Origin of the sequence: Nocardiopsis rhodophaea (assembly GCF_039530945.1) — a bacterium.
Taxonomy (GTDB): Bacteria; Actinomycetota; Actinomycetes; order Streptosporangiales; family Streptosporangiaceae; genus Nocardiopsis_C; species Nocardiopsis_C rhodophaea.
The window spans coordinates 161,579-180,580 of the sequence record NZ_BAAAPC010000013.1 but is presented as its reverse complement, the minus strand read 5'-3'; the positions used below and the strand labels follow the sequence as shown (position 1 = coordinate 180,580).

The 19,002-nt window shown below is 60.7% G+C and carries 18 protein-coding genes and 1 pseudogene; 2 read left to right on the top strand and 17 right to left on the bottom strand.

Annotated elements, in window-relative coordinates; genetic code table 11:
• Nucleotides 1-33: 33 nt before the first annotated feature.
• Both ABD259_RS16070 and ABD259_RS16065 read left to right on the top strand, forming a co-directional pair.
• On the top strand, nucleotides 34-1,560 hold the full coding sequence (locus tag ABD259_RS16070; protein ID WP_344163459.1) for a hypothetical protein: 1,527 nt from the start codon (nucleotides 34-36) through the stop codon (nucleotides 1,558-1,560).
• 86 nt (nucleotides 1,561-1,646) lie between these two features.
• Nucleotides 1,647-2,036 (top strand): hypothetical protein, encoded by a 390-nt coding sequence (locus tag ABD259_RS16065; protein ID WP_344163456.1) that lies wholly within the window; start codon nucleotides 1,647-1,649, stop codon nucleotides 2,034-2,036.
• Between the two features lie 73 nt (nucleotides 2,037-2,109).
• On the opposite strand, the pseudogene ABD259_RS16060 reads toward ABD259_RS16065, so the two are convergent.
• The 17 genes and pseudogenes from ABD259_RS16060 to cpaB all read right to left on the bottom strand — a co-directional run.
• Nucleotides 2,110-3,462 (bottom strand): annotated as a pseudogene (locus ABD259_RS16060) (IS30 family transposase); the annotation flags it as partial.
• Between the two features lie 5 nt (nucleotides 3,463-3,467).
• Nucleotides 3,468-3,806, bottom strand: coding sequence for a DDE-type integrase/transposase/recombinase (locus tag ABD259_RS16055; RefSeq protein WP_425573534.1), 339 nt, complete (start codon nucleotides 3,804-3,806; stop codon nucleotides 3,468-3,470).
• Between the two features lie 728 nt (nucleotides 3,807-4,534).
• Nucleotides 4,535-5,074: a hypothetical protein gene (locus ABD259_RS16050; RefSeq protein WP_344163453.1), complete on the bottom strand. Its 540-nt coding sequence runs from the start codon at nucleotides 5,072-5,074 to the stop codon at nucleotides 4,535-4,537.
• A gap of 6 nt (nucleotides 5,075-5,080) precedes the next feature.
• Nucleotides 5,081-5,866, bottom strand: coding sequence for a hypothetical protein (locus tag ABD259_RS16045; protein ID WP_344163451.1), 786 nt, complete (start codon nucleotides 5,864-5,866; stop codon nucleotides 5,081-5,083).
• A gap of 997 nt (nucleotides 5,867-6,863) precedes the next feature.
• On the bottom strand, nucleotides 6,864-7,469 hold the full coding sequence (locus tag ABD259_RS16040) for an aggregation-promoting factor C-terminal-like domain-containing protein (protein ID WP_344163449.1): 606 nt from the start codon (nucleotides 7,467-7,469) through the stop codon (nucleotides 6,864-6,866).
• A 17-nt stretch (nucleotides 7,470-7,486) separates the two neighbouring features.
• Complete coding sequence (locus tag ABD259_RS16035) at nucleotides 7,487-8,011, bottom strand: hypothetical protein (protein ID WP_344163447.1); 525 nt, start codon at nucleotides 8,009-8,011, stop codon at nucleotides 7,487-7,489.
• A gap of 12 nt (nucleotides 8,012-8,023) precedes the next feature.
• Nucleotides 8,024-9,055, bottom strand: coding sequence for an OmpA family protein (locus ABD259_RS16030; protein WP_344163445.1), 1,032 nt, complete (start codon nucleotides 9,053-9,055; stop codon nucleotides 8,024-8,026).
• A gap of 123 nt (nucleotides 9,056-9,178) precedes the next feature.
• Nucleotides 9,179-10,318, bottom strand: a complete 1,140-nt coding sequence (locus ABD259_RS16025; protein WP_344163443.1) for a VldE C-terminal domain-containing protein — start codon at nucleotides 10,316-10,318, stop codon at nucleotides 9,179-9,181.
• 121 nt (nucleotides 10,319-10,439) lie between these two features.
• A complete protein-coding gene (locus tag ABD259_RS16020) occupies nucleotides 10,440-10,688 on the bottom strand; it encodes a hypothetical protein (protein ID WP_344163441.1) in 249 nt (82 codons plus the stop codon).
• A 158-nt stretch (nucleotides 10,689-10,846) separates the two neighbouring features.
• Complete coding sequence (locus tag ABD259_RS16015) at nucleotides 10,847-11,560, bottom strand: response regulator (RefSeq protein WP_344163504.1); 714 nt, start codon at nucleotides 11,558-11,560, stop codon at nucleotides 10,847-10,849.
• A gap of 79 nt (nucleotides 11,561-11,639) precedes the next feature.
• Nucleotides 11,640-12,872 (bottom strand): sensor histidine kinase, encoded by a 1,233-nt coding sequence (locus ABD259_RS16010; protein ID WP_344163439.1) that lies wholly within the window; start codon nucleotides 12,870-12,872, stop codon nucleotides 11,640-11,642.
• A gap of 7 nt (nucleotides 12,873-12,879) precedes the next feature.
• Nucleotides 12,880-13,791: a type II secretion system F family protein gene (locus ABD259_RS16005; RefSeq protein WP_344163436.1), complete on the bottom strand. Its 912-nt coding sequence runs from the start codon at nucleotides 13,789-13,791 to the stop codon at nucleotides 12,880-12,882.
• A 20-nt stretch (nucleotides 13,792-13,811) separates the two neighbouring features.
• A complete protein-coding gene (locus ABD259_RS16000) occupies nucleotides 13,812-14,741 on the bottom strand; it encodes a type II secretion system F family protein (protein ID WP_344163434.1) in 930 nt (309 codons plus the stop codon).
• Nucleotides 14,738-16,069, bottom strand: a complete 1,332-nt coding sequence (locus ABD259_RS15995) for a TadA family conjugal transfer-associated ATPase (protein ID WP_344163431.1) — start codon at nucleotides 16,067-16,069, stop codon at nucleotides 14,738-14,740. The genes ABD259_RS16000 and ABD259_RS15995 overlap by 4 nt, the downstream gene beginning before the upstream one ends.
• A gap of 52 nt (nucleotides 16,070-16,121) precedes the next feature.
• Complete coding sequence (locus ABD259_RS15990) at nucleotides 16,122-16,514, bottom strand: TadE/TadG family type IV pilus assembly protein (RefSeq protein ID WP_344163429.1); 393 nt, start codon at nucleotides 16,512-16,514, stop codon at nucleotides 16,122-16,124.
• Between the two features lie 62 nt (nucleotides 16,515-16,576).
• Nucleotides 16,577-18,214, bottom strand: coding sequence for a CpaE/TadZ family protein (locus tag ABD259_RS15985; protein WP_344163427.1), 1,638 nt, complete (start codon nucleotides 18,212-18,214; stop codon nucleotides 16,577-16,579).
• Nucleotides 18,214-18,975 (bottom strand): Flp pilus assembly protein CpaB, encoded by a 762-nt coding sequence (cpaB, locus tag ABD259_RS15980; protein ID WP_344163424.1) that lies wholly within the window; start codon nucleotides 18,973-18,975, stop codon nucleotides 18,214-18,216. The genes ABD259_RS15985 and cpaB overlap by 1 nt, the downstream gene beginning before the upstream one ends.
• Nucleotides 18,976-19,002 lie beyond the last annotated feature (27 nt).

The window sequence follows — 19,002 nt, the reverse complement described above, 5'->3', positions numbered from 1 at the left end:
CCTCCGGTCGCCCCATGATGTGGGAGCGGTCCGATGCTAGGGGCCAGACGACTTCCCGATTCAACCGAGCTCGGTCGCCGACCCACTACCGGCGCTGATCGCGGCGCGTCATTCACCGAGTACGCGGCCGTCGTCCTGTGCCTCGCCGTCATCGCGGGCGTCGTGCTCGTTGCCGTGCCCGGCGGGGTCGGCAACCTCTTTCGCGAGGGAGTGTGCCGCCTCAGCGTCCTGCTCGGTGGTGGCGGGTGCGAGGAGTCGGATCCGCAGGCCGATGACGAGCCCACCTATGACTACACCCCGACCTACTGTGTTCGCGAGGGCAGCAAGGAGACCTACGGCTACTCCCTCGGTATTGGCCTCCTTAGCTTCGGCCAGGAGTACAGCTATGCCAAGGAGGTCCTGTCCAACGGCAAGATGATCATTACCTTTCTACCCTCGACTGAGGTGGGTGTCGCTGGAGGCACGGGCTGGGATTTCGGGAAGAAGAACGCCGTGCACACGAAGGTCAACCTCGACGGGAGCGCTAGCGCTAACCTCTCCGCTGGCATGACCTACATCTTCGACAATGAGGAGGAGTTCAAGAAGTTTGAGAAGGAGGTCAATGCGGCGATCGCCGAAGAGCAGTCGCGGATGATGAACCCTAGGGGTGAGACGGGCAAAAACATAGCCGAATGGCTGGGACTCTATGAGCGTCCTAAGATCACTGTGAAACCCTCTGTGCGTACCGGCACCATCGAGATCAAGGGCAGCGTCAACAACAGCGTTGGGGCATGGATCAGCTCAGCGGAAAAGGGCGGCGACTCTTGGGACATGAACTTAGGAGTCCAGGGCAGTGTCACGGTCAGCGGCAAGTACGATCGCTCCACCTGGTACATGGACCCCAAGAACACCCAGACGTCGGAGACGTACGGATGGACCGCGACCGGCAACCTCGGCGCCACTGTGCTCGCCGCGCACTCCGACGGTGAGCTGAGCTGGAGCGGCGGCACCCGTGTCATGCGCAATGAGGACGGGTCCCTGGCCAGCATCCGGTACATGACCAACGCTGAAGGATCGTTCAACATTGGAGCTGACAAGAAGACCGGTACGGAATCAAATAACGGTGGGGTTAAGGCCGGCAGAAAGCAGACGAAGAGCGTCACCCAGATGGTGGAGCTCGACTTCGACACCCCCGAGGAGCAGGCGGCCGGGGAGGCCCTGCTCAAGGAGCGTGGGCTGCTCCCACCGCCCTACGTGGCGAACGCGATGGCCAACCAGCTCGGCGAGAAGGACTACGGGGGCGAGATCGCCACGAAGCCGGACGCCGACGCACCGGAGTGGGAGCACCTCTTCTACAAGAAGGGCCGTTCCTGGCAGCACGCCTCTGACGTCGAGACAGATCAGGCGGAGTTCAGCGCCAAGGTCAAGATGGGGCTGCAGTTCGGCGCGAGCGCGAGCTGGGCGATGGAGAAGCGGAACACGACTGACGCGTTGATGCTCGATGGCCCCGAGAACGGCGCGCGGCGGTTCATTGAATACGCTGATTGTGTTTCAGCCGAGGCGAAAAAGGATGATGAGTGATGTCCGGCCGCCAGCTGGGTCAGCCGAGAAGTGGGAGCGGTAAGGAAAGGGGACATGCGATGGCGGTAGGAACTACTATGAGGATTGTGTTCGCTCTGGTCGTCGCGTTCCTCATGTGGCTGGTGGGAACAACGATTCTGGCCATAGGAGTGCCAGCCCTAGCCACTGTGGAACAACTGGAGAGCACACTTGGACGTCTCGTCTGGTTCGCGCTGCCCCAGTTCGTGCTTATGTTGGTGATGGTGTTCCTTGCGGCGTTGGCCCTGGGTCGTGATCGACTGCGCTCTAAGCTGGGTGCAGTCGTGGTGCTTGCCCCGCCAGCTGTCGCCTTGGTGGACGCGGCCATTCTTGAGGTTGCGGGTGATGCGCCCGGATTTGTCATCGCTAGTAAGTTTCTGTGCGGCGTGCTGGGGGCGGTAACCGCTTGGTGGCTGTCCCTGCCTGCGAAGGAAGCGATGGTGTTCCCGCGTCCGTAGAGGTACAGGAGGCCCCACTCTGCCTGGGCGGCGAGATGCGAGGTGAGCAGGAACGAGGTGTAGATGCTTAGGTTCAAGGGGTCGTCGCAATACCGACTTGTTGGACCAACTGTAGATGCTCGTTGAAGGCCTCCGCGGTGTCCTCCAGTCGAGTGTCTTCAGGCCTGGTATTGAGCGTTGTCGCGATCGCCTGGAGATAGGTGACACTGTGCCGCGTCAGGTCGCTCCCCTTGGGAAAGTACTGGCGCAGCAACTCGTTCGTGTTCTCGTTGGTGCCGCGCTGCCGTGGGCTGTGGGGATCGCAGAAGTAGACCTCCAGTCCGGTGTCGATGCGGGGTTGGGCGTGCTTGGCCATCTCCTTGCGCTGGTCCCAGGTCAACGACCGCAGCAGGTGCTCAGGAAGGCCTCTGATCTGCGCCGTGATCGCGTCACGGACCGCTGCGGCCCCGTGTCCGGCCAGAAGTAGTCTGTTCTTGACCGGTGCCGCCTGGCCGTGGCGCTCCATCCGCGGCAGGTGCAGCAACGCCGTGAACCTGGTGGTGCGCTCAACCAGCGTGCCGATTGCCGATCCCTTCAACACGATGATGAGGTCGCCCTTCCCGTGCCCGGGCACGGGAAGGGCGACCTCGGCAGGTGGGGCGCTGATCAGGACTTCGGGGGTGACGAAATCCTTGCCGCACCCGCGCGTGCGGGCCCGTGGCACCCGCAGCGCCCGGCCGGTGCGCAGACACGCGGTGAGCTCGCGCCGCAGCGCACCGCACCCCTGTACGTACAGCGCCTGGTAGATCGCTTCGTGCGAGATCCGTATGGTGTCATCCTCCGGGAAGCCGACCTGTAACCGGCGGCTGATCTGCCCCGGGCCCAAGGCGGTGCCCCATCGCCGGTCGGCCCGGCGTCCGTGCCGTCGTCCCTTCCAGGGAACGTTGGGGCCGGGGATCGGCCGTCCGTCGGCATCGGTGACGGTGTTGGCGAGCCGGTGGTGCACTTAGCCGTGTAGCCGCTGGTCGATCGCGAGCTTGGCGGACTTGGGGCGGCGGGCGCGCCGTTAGGCATGCCACTGGGCGACCGAGGCCCGGTACTCGAGGCGGCGGCCGCGGGTGGCGGAGTTGCGGGGCAGCTCGCGTGAGGTGGCCCACGGGTCGCGGCCCACACGGCAGGAAATCTCGGGCACCCCCGGGTTCTCTGCTTTGAGGAGCGCGATCTCCTCGCGCTCGACGAACGACAGGTACCGGCCGCATGGCGTGGCCAAAGGCATGGGCGGCATTCCACCAGCCTCGCGGAACCACCGTGATCCGACCGGTGTCGACACGCCGCATGCGGCTGTGGCGTCCTCGCTGGACAGGCCGTCGGCGATTCGGGCCCAGGATCGCCGACGGTCCTCACGGGCGTTGGCGGTCGGCCGTCCTGGTGAGCGCATGGACGGTCTGTCGGCTACGGTCGCTGCCCCGCCTGCGGGTCGTCCCATTTCCACACCCCTTGATCGAGGTGTTGCGACGACCAGTTGAATTCGCCGTGCGAGCCGGCAACCGAGTGGTGTACCAGTAGCCTTGTCGCCACGGGTGTGCCAGCGCGGTCCCGCCACCACAGGGCCATCTCCAGCGTCGAGAGCACCAGCGACGCCTGCTGGGTGACCACGGCCGACCAGCCGCCGACGGCCCGTGAGAAGGTGTCGACAACGAATGCCACGTAGGCCGTGTCCGACCAGATGACCACGTGGGTGAAGTCCGCGACCCAGGTGCGGTTAGGCGCCCGGGCGACAAGGCCGCACAGCAGATGGTCCAGGGCTCGCTCCGTAGCCGAGGCACTTCTCGGTGGTGCGCCGGAAACAGCTACAAGCCCGAAACCTCAGGAACTCGAACGAGCTCTGGCAGGAATCCAAGCGCGAGAACTCCCATGCCCTGCAAGATCACTGCGCGACTGGAGTCAGATCCAACATCGCCCACACGCGACTTCTGAATCTCCTCGGGTATAGAGATAGGTTACGCCCGCAAGTAAAAGTCGCGGCTGCTCGGGCGCAATATGATAGCCAATAGGGCGATCGAAGACAGAAACTGGGCAACCAAGTCCAGCTGATGCAATGTCATGAGAATTCCGATTTTAAGCAGGCACCAAACGAGAAATCCGGTCGCTGTAAGGAATATTCCTCCAAAAATGACCCGTCCGCTGCGTCCAGCAAGACCTGCGAATAATAATGGGATTAGAGCTGGGAGGGCGAAGAAGGCGCTCATGTAGACGAACGCTGCTGCTGACGGCATGGAAGTTAGGAATTTGATTGGATAGACGAGAGTAGATAGACACAGAACTACCAGTAACCCCCTGATCCAGTTGATGGATGCTGGGTGCTGACTGATCACATCTTCTCCATATAGAAGTTGGCGAGTTGCGGTATGACTGGATGATTTGATCTGTTGGTTTCTATGTCCTCTTAAATAACCTCATCGTCCAAGCTCGCCTTGATTCGCCTTGCGGGGTAGTGATCACTTTGGTTTCTGGTCGTATTACCTGGATGGCCACATGACACTGTAGGCATAGACGATAGCGCTGTCTTTCCCATCTGGCTCGCCGTCTTTCTTCTTCAATCCGTCTTTAGGAAAAAGCACGACAACCGTGCGCTGCACTCGGCCGTTTGTAGGATGGCTTCCTCGGCACTCCACGGTTTCGGCAATAGTTTCGTCAGCCTCTCGGATGTCGAACAAATCGTGCTGTTCTTCGTCGGGAGGGCCGTCTGAGTCATAGACACCAATATTCTCGCCAGTGCAGATAACTTCGGCGCCGCCTCGCGTTGTTAGAAACCGAAGCTTGTAGCGAGGGCGTCCGCCCTCAAGGTACTTGGGCTCGATCTCTAGATCGGAGGCGTTAGAGGGTATGATCAATCCGCTTAGATCTTCAAAGTCACTCAGTAGCTTAGCTGACTCAGTTGGGAACGGGGATGGCTCTGGAGTCGAATCAGAGTCGCCATTGCTTCCCGTTCCGCCAATGCATCCGCTAATCAGGACCGCTGTTGCTCCAATAGAAAATATGGCCTTGAAGACCCTCATTGCCCTTTACCCTTTCACGGTGGGGAGGTTTTTGTTTCCTCGGATCCAGAACTCTTGAGCCATTCCGTACTGGTGAAGTGCAGCCAGGTCAGATTGGCTGAATCCAATGAGCTTACCCTTCATTTCAGAAGGGTCGAAAACTGGAGTGTGAGTGTCTCGCTCCCAATCATACCATTTCTCCATGTTAACCTCGGCGTCTAGCGAGTATGTAGGTTTTTCTCCAGGCTCTTTTGGAGGGTACACAGTAATCTCTCCCTCTAGCCAATAATGAAAGCTTCCAATGGCGTTCTTCCAGTCGGGGTTTTCGTAGATGAAATCCTTTCCATTTGGGTCATTTGGCGGGTATCCCCAAGCCTTCTTTTCGGTGCTGACTGGATACGTAATTGGGCCGTCGATTCCGCGTCCTTTGGCGTCTTTGAGTGCCTGGTCGATTAGTTCCTGTTGATGATCATCTATCTCCTCCTGAAATTCCGGCACATCACTGAGGAAGGTGTCCATGTCCAGATTCATGTCTTTTCCGCTGTTATTTAAGAAATGCTCAAAGTAATCGGCTGCATGAGGCCGGCAGTATGCCCACTGTTCGCCCTCGGGGACACCGGTAATCCATTCGGGAAAATAGCAGGCAGCACGCGAGCCGTCGATCGCCATCTGAACTTCTTCGATCGTTGTACAGGCATCCTGCCCGGTATCTTCATTTACGGGACAGCACATCTCCTCCCACAGGAAACAGAACGTGTTCTTCCCCTGTCCGAGGCTTAGGTAATCATCTTTCGACTGCTGAACCTGGTTCATTTGTGGGTATTCTCCAGGCTCCGTATAGACGGGACTCTCTGCCTTTGGGATGTTTCCGCTAGTAGCAGGCTTTCGATCCTTGTTCTTGGCCGAGGCATCTGACTTGTTTCCGGAAGTCGGAACTACCCGAGGCCACATGGAGTCTTCCGATGGTACTCGAGCACTGGGGGGGACGTCTCGGTTGGGAAAATTCCTTCCTGCCTTGCCACCGGGTATCTGAGACGGCTTCTCTGAGACGGATCTATCGGCTACCTGTGGGGCCCCAATGTCCGTGCAATCTTCTGGCTCTTTCTTGCCGAGTTGTCCGAGTTCGCACAATCCGGAGCTAAATAGACCTTCAATCTGTTGCGGAATACTTGCCGTAAACACTACTGCTATTAGGGCTGCGACGAGGAGTATAACTGCACCGTACTCAGTGAAGCTCGACCCTTGATCGCGATTCATATGGGGGAGCTGCGCCGTCGAGTATGACCGACGGAAAGACATGGGAATCCTAGTCTGTATAGGCTGGTAGACGGTCTAGTGAGGGGTAGCTGGATTGGGTTTGGTGATTTACCATCGTTCTACTGAGAGGGTTGAGAATGGACTCATTTTCTAGGCGTGATATCGAGAGCCATCCAAGAAAAATACTCAGGATCTTTGGGGGAGCCACGAGGAAAACTGCGACTAAAATCGCAAGTATGTTGGTGATGAAGAGAGGGTGAATACAGTGTTGCAGTAGCTCTCGGAAACGGATTGCATAAATCGTAAGTCCAACCGTAGCTATCGGTGCTATCTCCTACATATTGGCAGTGAGCAGCAGAAGGGCATTCCTAGATCCTCTACTAACTGAAATGAGTGCGTAAGGGTGGGCACTTTCATGGATGTCCACCCTTACGCACTCACGATGCAGCAGGATCTTGAAGAGGGGAAGAACTCTTGATTAGGTGGGATCTGAACACCTTGTTCACGGCGTTTGTTGGAGCTTTTTCGTGATTTTGTATTGTTGGAACTGAAGTCAGTACCAGTTTCCCCATGCGCTTCCATTGGGCGGGTTCTGCCAGTGGGCCCAGGCCTGGCAGGGAGTTTGATACCGACCCTCGATGTAGTCGAGACCCCACTTGATCTGAACAGCCGGGTCGTCGTAGTAACCAGGCGGAATGGCGTGCCCTGCGCTGGGGAGGAGTTGCGGGATTCCAGCCGCCTCAGAACTCGGGTTGATAGCCCTGTGGTTCCAATTGCTCTCGTGGTTCCATAGTGTCTCAAGGCATTCCCATTGACGTCCGGTGAAACCACGCTCGTCCGCTAGCTTCTTGCCGAGGGCCTTGTTCTTTTCATTGTCGCCGCCACGGCCGCCCATGCCCAGGCCGAAGTCGTACTTCTCGGGCTTCTTAGGACGGTCTTGCTCGGTCCAGGTCTTGCCATCGCACTTGGGGCCCTCGACACGGCAGACCATGTCACGGACGATGTCATTGAAGGTGTCCTGCGGCTTGATCTGCATGACGGCGGCGATGATGGATGCCGTCAGCATCGTCAATGTGGCCAGCTCAACAAACTGTGCGCCACGATCATCACCGTTAGTTCGCCTGAGATAGCGAAGATGCATCTCACGGCCGAAGGACATCGTGTAGCCCCCTTGAATTAGCTGATAGGGATGTCTTCTGCAGGCTTGAATCCCGGAACATCGAGCGTGACCGTCTTGACATCCTGCGAGATCATGTAGGAGTTCCAGAAAGTTGACAAATTTCCAGACTCCACATTTAGAATATAGCCGCGGGGTTTATGGATTCCCGAGCACAGGCAGACCTTCCTGGTATCTTGCAAGGGGTAGTAGCGAATTTTTGATTTCTCGTCGGTTGCTGTGACGCCAGTTACTCCAGCCTGGAAGTACTTATATGTTTTGCTCTGGATCTGGCCACTCTTGAAGACACCACCTTGGGCTTTTACTGTCCAGGAGATGCTTACGTAGTCACTTCCTTTGGAGCGCTGTGGGGTATGCACTTCAAGTGAAGAGTTCTCGAGGCCACTCCCCGCCTCTCCCTTCGAAGTTGCGACGACCTCGAGCCCTTCCTGTTCTGCCGAAGCAGACTGTGGAATGCTTAAGGTGGCGATAGCTATCACTGCCGCTGCAGGAATAGCAGCGTGCTTGCTTGCATTGTTTGACAATTGATGCCTCCTCTACTTCGTGAATGTCACCGTGACCCGGCGGTTCTTTGCTTTTCCCTCCTCGGTGGAGTTGTCGGCTACAGGGTCGCTTGAGCCATGTCCTGCAGTTTCGAAGGTGACTCCGCTGCGAGTAACGAGTTCTTCGAGCTTCTTGCGGACGGAGTCAGCCCGATCCTTAGAGAGGGGCTTATTGATAGAGTCGTTACCCGTGCTGTCCGTGTATCCGTCGATACGGACAGTCGTCGATGAGCTGGAGTCGATTTCTTTGGCGACTCGAGTTAATGATTTGTTGGCTTTTGATGTTAACTTCGACTCATTCGTGTCAAAGAGAACATCAGAGGAAAGCATAATGCTCGTCTCATCGCCTGTGTCAGACCGCGATGAATCACCATCCAGATCTTCCTGGATAGAGGTGAGATCGAGGATCTTAGGCTCCTTGGTAGGGATGTCCTCGAAATTGCGTTTCATATTAATCGAGCTCGAAAGTGGTACATCGACTATATCGGGCGTTATGGGTGTTGTGACGGTCATTCTATCTACATCTTTAGGGGGTTCTGGATATGCGACCCAAAAGTCGAGCGTATCGCCCTTCTCGAGAATTGATTCCCCATCCCATGAGGAGCACAGGCAGCTATCATTGTCATCCCGCATGAGTGAAAAGTAGCGTTTCCCATTCTTGGTGTCGATCAGAGTTACGCCCATCCCTGTGCTAAGGATTCCGCCAAACCTGCTGTGTGCGGTGAAGTATCGATTAGTGTAGGCCTTGATGTCGCCATTATTGGTGACGGAAATCTCCAGAAGTGCTTTTCCATCGTCCGTCCGTCCCAATGACGTGATGTCTACGTCCAGCTTGTCCCCGAGTTCTGTCCCTGTGGTCGTCGCGCTTGCGACTGGCCCAGAACCTTCGCTTGATGTTCCATTCTTATTAGGGGAAGCGTTGTCAGAAGATGTCTCATCTCCGCTGTCTTCGCTCGCGACGCATGAGGTTAGAAGGAGCGTGGCCAAAACAACCGTAATGGCTGGATAGAAAGGTCCCCACGTCATTCGCGCAGCAGTTGAAGTGTGAGAAATATTCATACTCGCCCTCGCAAAGTTTCGCGCGTCCTGTGCACTGGAGGTCCTCCAACGGAAGCACCTCTTACGTACGAGGAAGGAGGCTGGGTTTGGTTATGAGTTGACGGACACGTGGATGTGGTCCTTATGATTTACAGTGTTACCGCCCCGGTTGGGGACATGGCGCTTCACATTGTCCCACTTACCAATGGGATCGCGGCTGGGGTTCCAGATGTGGTGGTCCCACATGATGTACTTGATGTCAAGTTCCTTATGATTATCGATCATCCACTGGGCTGCGGCGTCGGATCCACGCTTAAGATCAGGACTGGGAAGGGCGCCGCCAGCTGAGACCATGTAGTCGCATGCGCGACCTCGAGGGTGCTCGCCCCCATCTTCCTGTGAGCGGTAGCAGCCGACCCCGTATTTCTCGAAGACGGAGCCCCACTCGTCCATGATAGCTTCATGGGTCTTGCACATTTGGCGAGTGATGTTCTGTCCCCCGACAGCAGTGCAAGGATAACGACCGCTTCCAGGACCGCCGGTGAGTTCCGAATAGATCCACTTGCCTTCACGGTCGACAAGATGGACCTTGGTCATGCTCTTGGCCTGCGAATATGTCCAGATTCTCGAGTACGAGCCATTACTGTCCGCAGGCCTGCACCCGATGTAACTGCCGATCTCGACACCGAAGACGTCGAAGATTGAGAACGACTTGCATTCAGGGATCTTGACCTCGGCGATGGCGGCCGCGTTACCCATGGTGACGGGGATGGTCTCTCCGCGTTTTTTGGCTTCTTCTAGCTCTTTCTTGTCCGGGCAGTCGCGCTGGTTCCAGGGAACGCTTCCATCCTCCTGGAGTTCTCGCTGACACGAGTTCCCTCGGACTTCGACACGGACGATGTTGCCAAGTTGGCCCTGCTGGTCGTCGCTGGCACGGATGTCGGCGAGCTTGGCGTTGTTCTGTTCGGCGTACTTTACGGCAGCAGCCTTCCCGCTGCTAGCCTTCCAGCTGACACCCCACGGGAGGCTCCCACTAGCGATGGTTTCAGCGGCTCGGCGCTGGATGTCACCGACCGCGGCGAGTGCAGCAGCGTCGGCAGCGGATTGTGTCGATGTCCGCATGTCGTTTGCTTCACCTAGTCTAAGGAACAGCACAGCCAAGGCGAAGAGCGAAAGCGTCAAGCCGACGAGCAAGAACAGGCTCGCCTGTCCCTGCTCGCCGGCATAACGCGACGTCAGTATCAGTTTCATAGTGAAACGCTCATGAGTCTTTTTCGGGGGCGGGGAGGGCTCCCCTGAGGGTAAGGTGGAGTCCCTCCCCGGCTGCAACTCGCAAGCCTACGCCTCGGCTCGTGGTAGAAGATGAATCAATTTAGTTCTGGGGGCTAGCGCTGGGCTCGGGATCCCCGCCGCCGTCCGGTCCCTCACCGATCTCCGTCAGGCTGTCGTCGATCCATCCCGAGACAGTGCCTTTGACATCGAGGGCCCAGACGGCGCCAGCGATTGCGGCGATTAGCAGAAGGATAGCGCCGTACTCAATGAAACCGGCACCCTTGTCGGACTTCTTGAGGTTGCGACGCTGCCGGAAAGCCTTTAGACGGTCGGAAAACGCAATGAACATTTATTACTCCTCGGGATCAACCCACGTTCCCTGTGGGCTCATCAGCTGCGCTTGCGATGGTTATTAAGTTAGAGGATCCGGCCCTGGGCGCATAGGGTCCGGGGGCCCAAGTTGTACACGTCTGGGCCCAAGCTTCCCTTGAGCTGAGTTGGGCCCTCTCATCGGCCGAGATTGCTCATATCGGCTGGTGCGACACCGTTCCACCGGGCGATCGCTTCGGTGCGCGAGGTGACGCCGAGTTTTCGGAAGATCCGGTTGACATGGTTCTTTACCGTTTTCTCGGTCAGGAACAGCTCGCTGGCGATGGCTTTGTTAGGGAGTCCACGGGCGGCTGCAGACAGGATGTCGCCCTCACGCTGGGTCAGTCCGAGGGCAGTGGGATCCGCTGGAGTTGGAGGCTGGAGGAGGGGGGTGGAACGCATCTCCTTGAGTGCCACAGTGGCGGCGACAGGAGACAACGGTGTTCCATCCCCGCTCGTGACGTCACGGAGAGCCCGATTCAGTTCTTCGACCGAGAAGTGGCCATGGACGAGGTATCCGGACGCACCACGGCGCAGCGCAGTCCGGATGACGTCAGCGTCTTCCGTGTGGGTAAGCATGATGACCTTTGTCATTGCAGACAGTTCTTCGACGGTGCTTACGCCGTCCTTTACCGGCATTCGGACATCCAGTAGCACCACATCGGGTCTGTGTCTGCGTGTCTCATTAAGAGCCTGGATGCCGTTGCTTGCTTCGCCCACCACCCTGATGTCCTCGGAGGTCTCCAGGAGCGAAACGAGCCCGGCGCGGACGACAACGTTGTCGTCTACAGCGAGGACACTGATTGGGGCGGGGGAAGAGGGGAGGCTCGCGTCGGGAGCTGAGAGCGGCACTTTGGTTCTCCTGGGGATTCTGCGAATCGACTCGCTCACTCAGACGTGCGTGGATCTTGTTTGGTTTTGTGGACAGTCGTCAAGTACCGGGTTTGGCCACGCGTTCATAGTGCGGATCAGCGACTGGGACACGGATCAGCACCTTCGTTCCTTCGTTGGGTGAGGATTCGAAGCCGAGGGTTCCACCTACCCGTTCAGCACGTTCCACCATGCCAAGGAGACCATAGTGTCCGTTTCCGGTGCGTTCCTCTTCTAATAGCGCGTTCGGCTGCTTTGTGAAGCCCTTGCCGTCGTCGGTGATCGTGAGAGTGCAGTGGTCTCCCTCGAGCTCGACGGAGACGTGGACGCGCTGTGCCTCGGCGTGCCTCTCGATATTGGCCAGGGCCTCCTTCAGGATCGCCAGACTCTCCTGCTGGACCAAGGTGAACAGCCCGACGTCTCCATCGGGGGCGCTTACTGTGATGTCGATTTCGCTCTGAGCGCTCCACTCGGCCGCAGTTTCCCTGATGGCCTTCCCGAACACTGAGTCGACGGATGGGGCGCGCAGATCCGAGATCAGAGCTCGGGCTTCTGCCGCTGCTGTCTCGGCCGCATTGGCGACTTGGGCAGCGGTCCTCACTGCGCGTTGTGGGTCCTTCGTCAGCCACATGGGCAACGACTGAGCCGCCAATGCGGCTCCTCGAAGGGTTTTGGCAACTGAGTCGTGCATGTCTCTGGCGAGCCGGTCGCGCTCTTCGGCGGCGGCTGCAGCGCGCTCCGCCGCCTGACGAGCGGCCTGTTCAGAGGCGAGTTCGGCCAAGACGTCGCGGATCTTCAACCCACAGTAGCCCGAGATCGGATAGAGGAGCGGGTGAACGAGCAGCACTTGGATAGTGAAGACCTGGATGGGGCTCGCCGCCGCAGACATGGCAGCGTAGGAGACGAGGGCGACGACGTAGCAAAGTATTTGTAGCAGGGTTACGGCGGCCATGCCCCGCTCACCGAACAGCGTGCCAGATATCGCAGCGGTGAGGACGGTGATGATAAAAGCTGGGCCGGACGGCCCTTCGACCACCAGGATGGCTGTGAGTACGAGGACGTCCAGGGTGACCAGTAGCGGGTGGCTGCGCAAGTAGGGAACAAAGCGTTCCCAAAAGCGCGCTGCTAAGCCCGAAAGAAGAGCGAAGGCAAGGATAAGGGTGAAGGTCGCAGCTGTGAGGCGCTCGGCCGGGATCAGTAGGAGAGCGATGGCCGCCAGCAACATCCGCAGCTGAAGCAGCAGACGGACCACTGCAGCCAGACGGGGTAACGCTTCAGGGGCGACCTTGTTCACGTGCCACTCACTCTCCGCTGAACACACTCATGTCGATGTCGGTCCCCATGAACATGCCTCCGCCGATCACGATTAGCAGACCCGGAAGCATGGTCGCTGCGGTGATACCGGTGACCCTCGGCGCGATCTTCTGTGCCTTGCGCCGCAGGTACTGCGCGTCGTCCCGCCGGATGTCCTGGCTGATGGTCATGAGCGCGTCGGCTAGCGGGGCACCGAGTTCCTCGGCCTGCTGCAGCGCGCTGACGAACCGTCCCAAGGATTCGTTCTTGTTGCGGGCGCGCAGCGCCTTGAAGGCGTCACGCCTACTGGTGCCGAGATCCATCTGCCGCAGGGTCATACGGAACTCGTCGGCTAGCAGGCCGGGCATGGAGTCTGCGACCCGGCTGAGCGCCTGTCGAAAGGACAGGCCGGCGCCGACCGTGACGGCGAGTACGTCGAGGAAGTCAGGCAGCTGGCGCTGGATCTGGTCCTGCCGCTTGGACTTCTCCGTGTAGAGATTCAGGTCGGTCATGAAGCTGAACCCCAGTGCCAGGAACGCGAACAGGATGTTGCCTTTGATCAGCATGAAGACGGTTAGACCGCCGTACAGGAGGATCTCTCCAGCCTTACGGCTCAGGTAGCGCTCGACAGTGAGATTGTCGGGGCGTCCGGCGGCGTCGATTCGGATCTGTAGGCGCTGACGCTGATCAAAACTCAGCTTCGATTCGATCAATGGGAGGAAGGGGCGGCCGAGCTGTGCGGTGATCCTGTGCAGGATGAAGATCTCCTCTTCATCCTTCGAGCGCTTGGGAGCCGCCGAGGTGAGGTCGGCCGCGACCTGAGCCTTCGAGGTCATCAAGTAGAAGCCCCACACGAAGAGGCCCACGCACATCGCACCCGCGAGGCCGAGGAGGAGGATGGCCGGGAAGGACAGTGTCATGGGGATACTCCGTAAAGGGATCAGAAGTCGATCTTGGTCATGCGTCGCACGACGAAAAATCCAGCAGTAAAGAGGGTCAGCGCGACGATCAAGAGGATCAGGCCCACCGTGCTCTCGGTCATTGCCAGGATGGAGCCGGGCATCATGGTGTTGACCAGGAAGAACGAACCGAGGCCCATTCCGAGCAGGGCCCAGGCGGTCGCGGTGCTCTCGCCGAGGATCGTCTTGACCTCGCGTCGGGTCTCCTTGCGGTTCTCCAAGGTGTCGGAGATGTTGCGCAACGCCGTGACCAGCTGACCGCCCGCCTTCGAGGCGACCAGGAGGGTGCTGATCAGCACCCCGATCTCGCGGGACGGCATTCGAGTGCGCATGTCGGCCACCGCCTCCTCGAAGGGTTGGCCGAGCTGCATGGACCGGGCGGCGATGCGCAGTTCTCCACCGGCCGGGTCGTCGAGTTCGTCGGCGGCCATGTCGATGGCGGTCGGCAGGGCAAGGCCCGCCTGGGTGGCGTTGGACAGCACCCGGGCGAGTTCGGGGAGCTGGGCGGTGAACGCTTCCAGACGGCGTTCCTCCTGGCGCTTCAAATAGGCGAAGAAGCCAGCAACGACGCCGATCGCCGCGACGATGCCGAACATCGGGGCCAGCGCGCGCCAGAGGAAGATCACTGCGACGAGTGCCGCCCCCGCCATCAGCATGAGGAAGACCGAGAGCTTCATCTTCATGCCCGCGGCGCGCAGGCGACGCTCGAGATTTCCGCCGATGTCCGTGGGCCGAAGCATTGCGTCCAGCCGGGCGAGAGGGCTGTTGGCGCGCCGCTCCACCTCTTCCAGGGCGCTGCGGCCGGCGAGTTGGCGGCGCTGGTAGGTGCCCTCGACCCATTCGCGGAAGCCCCAGACCGCGATGCCCAGGGACATCGCGGCGATCAGCAGGGCGATCGTATCGAGGCTCACAGGGCGGCTCCCAGGGGTGCGCGAGACGGTGCTTCGGTGAACACCGGGGGGACGGTCTCTCCGGCGTTGGTGATGCGCTCGGCGATGTGATCGGGGAGGGGGAAGCGGTGGAACTCGCCGGGGACCTTGCCGGTGGCGTCGATCGGCTTGGCGTCGAAGCGCAGCACCGGCGTGAGCCGGAACTCCTCGCGGCGCGTCGAGGTGACCACGCCGATCTCACCGACCCGTCGGCTGCCGTCGGCGTACCGGGAGAGGTGCACGATGACGTCGACCGCCGCGTTGATCTGGTCCTGGATCGCCTCGAAGGGGATCTTCACCTCACTCATCGACGCCAGGGTGAGCAGACGGTAGACGGCGTCGTCGGCCGAGTTGGCGTGCACGGTGGCCAGCGAGCCGTCGTGGCCGGTGTTCATGGCCTGAAGCATGTCGAGGGTCTCGGCCCCGCGGACCTCACCGATGATGATGCGGTCGGGCCGCATTCGCAGGGAGTTGCGGACGAGGTCGCGGATGGTGATCTGGCCGGAGCCCTCCATGTTGGGCGGCCGCGACTCCAGCCGGATCACGTGCTCCTGCTGCAGCTGCAGCTCGGCGGAGTCCTCGATCGTGACGATGCGTTCGCTGTTCGGCGCGAACGCGGAGAGCGCGTTGAGGAAGGTCGTCTTCCCACTGCCGGTTCCGCCCGCGATGATGACGTTGAAGTGCGCTCGCACCAGGGCGGCCAGCAGTGCGCCGGTGTGTTCGTCGAGGCTGCCTTTGGCGGCCAGCTGCTGGATGGTGAACGGCTTGGGAAAACGCCGGATGGTGATCGTGGGGCCGGTCAGGGACAGCGGTGGGATGATGACGTTGACACGCTCGCCGGTGGGCAGCCGAGCGTCGACCATCGGGCTGGATTCGTCCACGCGACGGTTGACCTGGGACACGATCCGGTCGATGGTCTGCATGAGCTGGTTCTCGCTGGCGAAGGTGGTGTTGATGCGCTCCACTCGGCCGGCGCGCTCGACGTAGATGTCGTTCGGTCCGTTGACCATGATCTCGGTGACGCTGTCGTCCGCGAGGAGCGGCTCCAGTACGCCGAGCCCCAGCGCCTCGTCCACGACCCGGCGGATCAGGGCACTGCGTTCGCGGTCCGAGAGCACCGGACCCTCACGGGAAAGAAGGTGGCCGACCACTTTTTCAAGGCGCGTACGGCGCTGCTGGGTGGTCAGCCGCGCGAGGTCGTCGAGGTTCACCTCGGTGAGCAGTCGCTGGCGCCAGTGCGACACGCCTTCGGTGCCCAGGCCGTCCCGGGCGAGGGCCGAGTTGTCGTCGAGGCGGTTGCGCAGACTCATGCTGGGATGACTCCGGGAGAGTAGGCAAGGGACAGGTCGGGTTGGTCGGTGATCAGAGATTGGGCATGTTGACGCGGCGGCTGACGGGGATGTCCAGTCCGGTCGCCGGGAACATGATCGGCATCCTCACCTCCACGTCGACGTAGTAGCCGTTCCCGGCCCGTCCGGTGGTGACCTCCGCCTTGTCCAGCCAGCCGGGCAGCGAATCGCGCGCTGCCGACTGCCCGCGCTCGGTGCCGTACTCGGCCGCGACGCGGGCGCCGTTGCGCGCGGCGTTCCCCATACGTTCCATGGCCAGGAAGCCAAGGAAGAGCTCCATGACCATGACCGCCACGATGAGCAGCAACGGGAAGTACGCGGCGAACTCGATGAACTGCGATCCTCGGTCATCGCGGCGGCGCCGTTCGTCGAGCGGACCACGGCGAATCGGTCTGAGGTACTTCATCGCCTGCCTCCTCGTGGCTTCTAATCCGGGCGGTGGCGCTGCTAGGGGCGCACTATGCCGCGTCATTCGTGGACGATCCTGGCTTCTCCGACGACATCCCACGGGCTGGTGGTGCTCGGCAAGACGACCGGCATGGCCATCGTGACCTTGACGAACGAGCCCTCGTTACGCTGCACGATGTCGAGGGCGAAGGTGCCGTTGGAGTTCCACGGCTTTTGGATACGCTTGGCCGCCTCGCCGACGATCTTGCCCCGGTCGTTGGGGCTGACCGCCGCCTGGCGGGCGCCCTCGTTGGCGGCGTGACCGGCGTACATGCTGGTGATGCCGAACAGCACCATCTGCCAGACGAGCAGTCCTGACAGAACGAGGAGGGGGAAGACCGCGGCGAACTCGACGAGCTGCGCGCCCTTGTCCGCCTTCTTGGCCTTGCGGTCCTTGCGTCGCCAGCGCCGCCCGCCCTTCCGGGGCGGCACCGTCATCTGCTCCGACTCCGAACCGGCCGCGTCGCCAGATTCGGCATCCGCAGTGGGCGGTGGCGTGGGGGCCTCCAGGATCCCCAGGTCGCCTGCTACTCGGCTGTAGGCCTTGAGCAGGTTCTCGTCGGTGATCCGTCGGGGGTCCCCCGTGTTGGAAGCCTCTTCCAGGCTCCGGAACAGCGAAGGCACGGGTGTCGGCAGCATGTCGATGCCCAGCAGCTTCTTGGCGAAGTCGGGCTGGATCTCGTTCTGTCGGCTGTGCCGCAGCAGCAGTGTGGTGACGTTCTTCTTCTCACGGATCTGCAGGCGTTCCCACATGGCGATCAGACGCTGGGCGGCGCGGAGCGCGGGAAGGTCGGGCGTCACGGTCACGACCGATGTGTGGGCGAGTTCGGCCGCCATCGCCGTCGCCTCGTTCATGTACGCGCCGCAGTCGACGATAACGAGCTCGTAGCGGGAGCTCAATGCGGCCAGGACCTGCCGCGCGACGATCTCCGTCACGTCCTCCCCGCGTTCGCCGTCGCGCGGCGCGAGGAGGATGTGCATGCCCTCGGGGTGCACGTAGAGCGTCTCGGAGAGCATCGAGGCGCTGATGTTGTCCGCGGCCGGGACCAGGTCGACGATGCTGCGCCGGTGCTTGAGATCGAGGTAGCCCGGGATGTCGCCCATCTGCAGGTCGAGGTCGACCAGGCAGACCGAGCGCCCGACCTGGGCGGCGGCGCGCGCGAGCTGGACCGCGAGCACTGTGGTGCCGATCCCGCCCTTGGCGCCGTTGAGCGCGATGATCGACCCCCGTCGGCCGGAGACCGGGACGTTGGCCGAAGCCTCCTCGAAGTGGCGACGCAGGGTCTGCGACCACTCCGCGGCGTTCGTGACGCGTGCGTCGAGCTCCCCGATCGTTGCGTCGGCCGACAAAACGCCTCGGGCGCCGGCCTCCATGGCGCGTGTGATGGTGTCCGGGTTTGGCTCATCAACGAGGAGAAGAACTCCGAGCTGCGGGTGGTTCCGGGTGACGTCCCGGATCAGGTCCACCGCCGGGAGCGGGCCGAGCCCCTCGTGGACGAGGAGAACGTCGAGCTCGGGGATGTTCCGCAGCGTGTCACCGAGCTCCGCGTAGGAGTGGTGGACGCTCACGACCTCAAAGTCGCTCAGCTCATCGAATTGGACGGTAAGCGATGTCTCCAGGTCGGCGTTGGGAACGCCGATCATCACCCTGTGGTTCATCAGTTGTCCTGACCCTGGTCAGTGCTTTCGTCGTCGTTCTGCTTGTCCTTCTCCAAGTTCTCCTGGTCGCTGCTGCAGAACTGGATGTCGCCCGGGTCACCGGAGCCTTCGGGGCTGATGAGGCCCAGACGTAGGGAACCGGAGAAGGCCTCGGCGTAGGTGAGCTTCAGGGTGTCCTGGGGGTCGAGGCGGAAGGTCACGGGCACGACTGAGGCGACCTGGCCGCTCTCGTCGGTCGAGGAGCCGATCTGACCGATTTCGAGGACCTCGACGTCGGTGAGGACACGCGTGGCGCAGCTGTCGGATTCACCGTCAGAGGGGAACGTGGCGTAGATATCGACGCGCGATTGCCGGTTCACCTTGCCGGCGACACCCGTCTCGGCGTTCACCATGATCGCGATTTCGCGTTCTCCGGCCTCCAGCTCCGGCGCGGGGATCACCATGCTGGTCTGCAGTAGGGAGCCCTCGGCGATGTAGGTGGACGACACCGCCTGCCGGCCGGGTTGATCGAGAACGTCGGTGAGGTCGCTGATGAACGTCTCCTCATCGAAGAACTTCGCCGGGACCTGGTGCTCCTCGACCATCTCCTCCGTGATGGGCTGGTAGGCCGCCACATCCTGGGTCAACCGGAGCGCGGTTCGGTACGTGCCCAGTTCGCGGTTGAGGCCGTTCACATACGAGACCACGGTGAAGAAGACCGCGATGGCGCCGATCCCGGCGACGATCATCAGCAGGACGCCGCGTCGCTGACGGGGGTTCATACGATTCCGTTCCTAGCTGGGGGAGAG

What these genes read in the sequence shown, in the direction of transcription:
- ABD259_RS16070 (WP_344163459.1), top strand. Translation starts at nt 34, where the DNA reads ATGCTAGGGGCCAGACGACTTCCCGATTCAACCGAGCTCGGTCGCCGA.
- ABD259_RS16005 (WP_344163436.1), bottom strand. Translation starts at nt 13,791, where the DNA reads ATGACACTGTCCTTCCCGGCCATCCTCCTCCTCGGCCTCGCGGGTGCG.
- ABD259_RS16045 (WP_344163451.1), bottom strand. Translation starts at nt 5,866, where the DNA reads ATGAACCAGGTTCAGCAGTCGAAAGATGATTACCTAAGCCTCGGACAG.
- ABD259_RS16050 (WP_344163453.1), bottom strand. Translation starts at nt 5,074, where the DNA reads ATGAGGGTCTTCAAGGCCATATTTTCTATTGGAGCAACAGCGGTCCTG.
- ABD259_RS16040 (WP_344163449.1), bottom strand. Translation starts at nt 7,469, where the DNA reads ATGTCCTTCGGCCGTGAGATGCATCTTCGCTATCTCAGGCGAACTAAC.
- ABD259_RS15985 (WP_344163427.1), bottom strand. Translation starts at nt 18,214, where the DNA reads ATGAACCACAGGGTGATGATCGGCGTTCCCAACGCCGACCTGGAGACA.
- cpaB (WP_344163424.1), bottom strand. Translation starts at nt 18,975, where the DNA reads ATGAACCCCCGTCAGCGACGCGGCGTCCTGCTGATGATCGTCGCCGGG.
- ABD259_RS15995 (WP_344163431.1), bottom strand. Translation starts at nt 16,069, where the DNA reads ATGAGTCTGCGCAACCGCCTCGACGACAACTCGGCCCTCGCCCGGGAC.
- ABD259_RS15990 (WP_344163429.1), bottom strand. Translation starts at nt 16,514, where the DNA reads ATGAAGTACCTCAGACCGATTCGCCGTGGTCCGCTCGACGAACGGCGC.
- ABD259_RS16025 (WP_344163443.1), bottom strand. Translation starts at nt 10,318, where the DNA reads ATGAAACTGATACTGACGTCGCGTTATGCCGGCGAGCAGGGACAGGCG.
- ABD259_RS16030 (WP_344163445.1), bottom strand. Translation starts at nt 9,055, where the DNA reads ATGACGTGGGGACCTTTCTATCCAGCCATTACGGTTGTTTTGGCCACG.
- ABD259_RS16020 (WP_344163441.1), bottom strand. Translation starts at nt 10,688, where the DNA reads ATGTTCATTGCGTTTTCCGACCGTCTAAAGGCTTTCCGGCAGCGTCGC.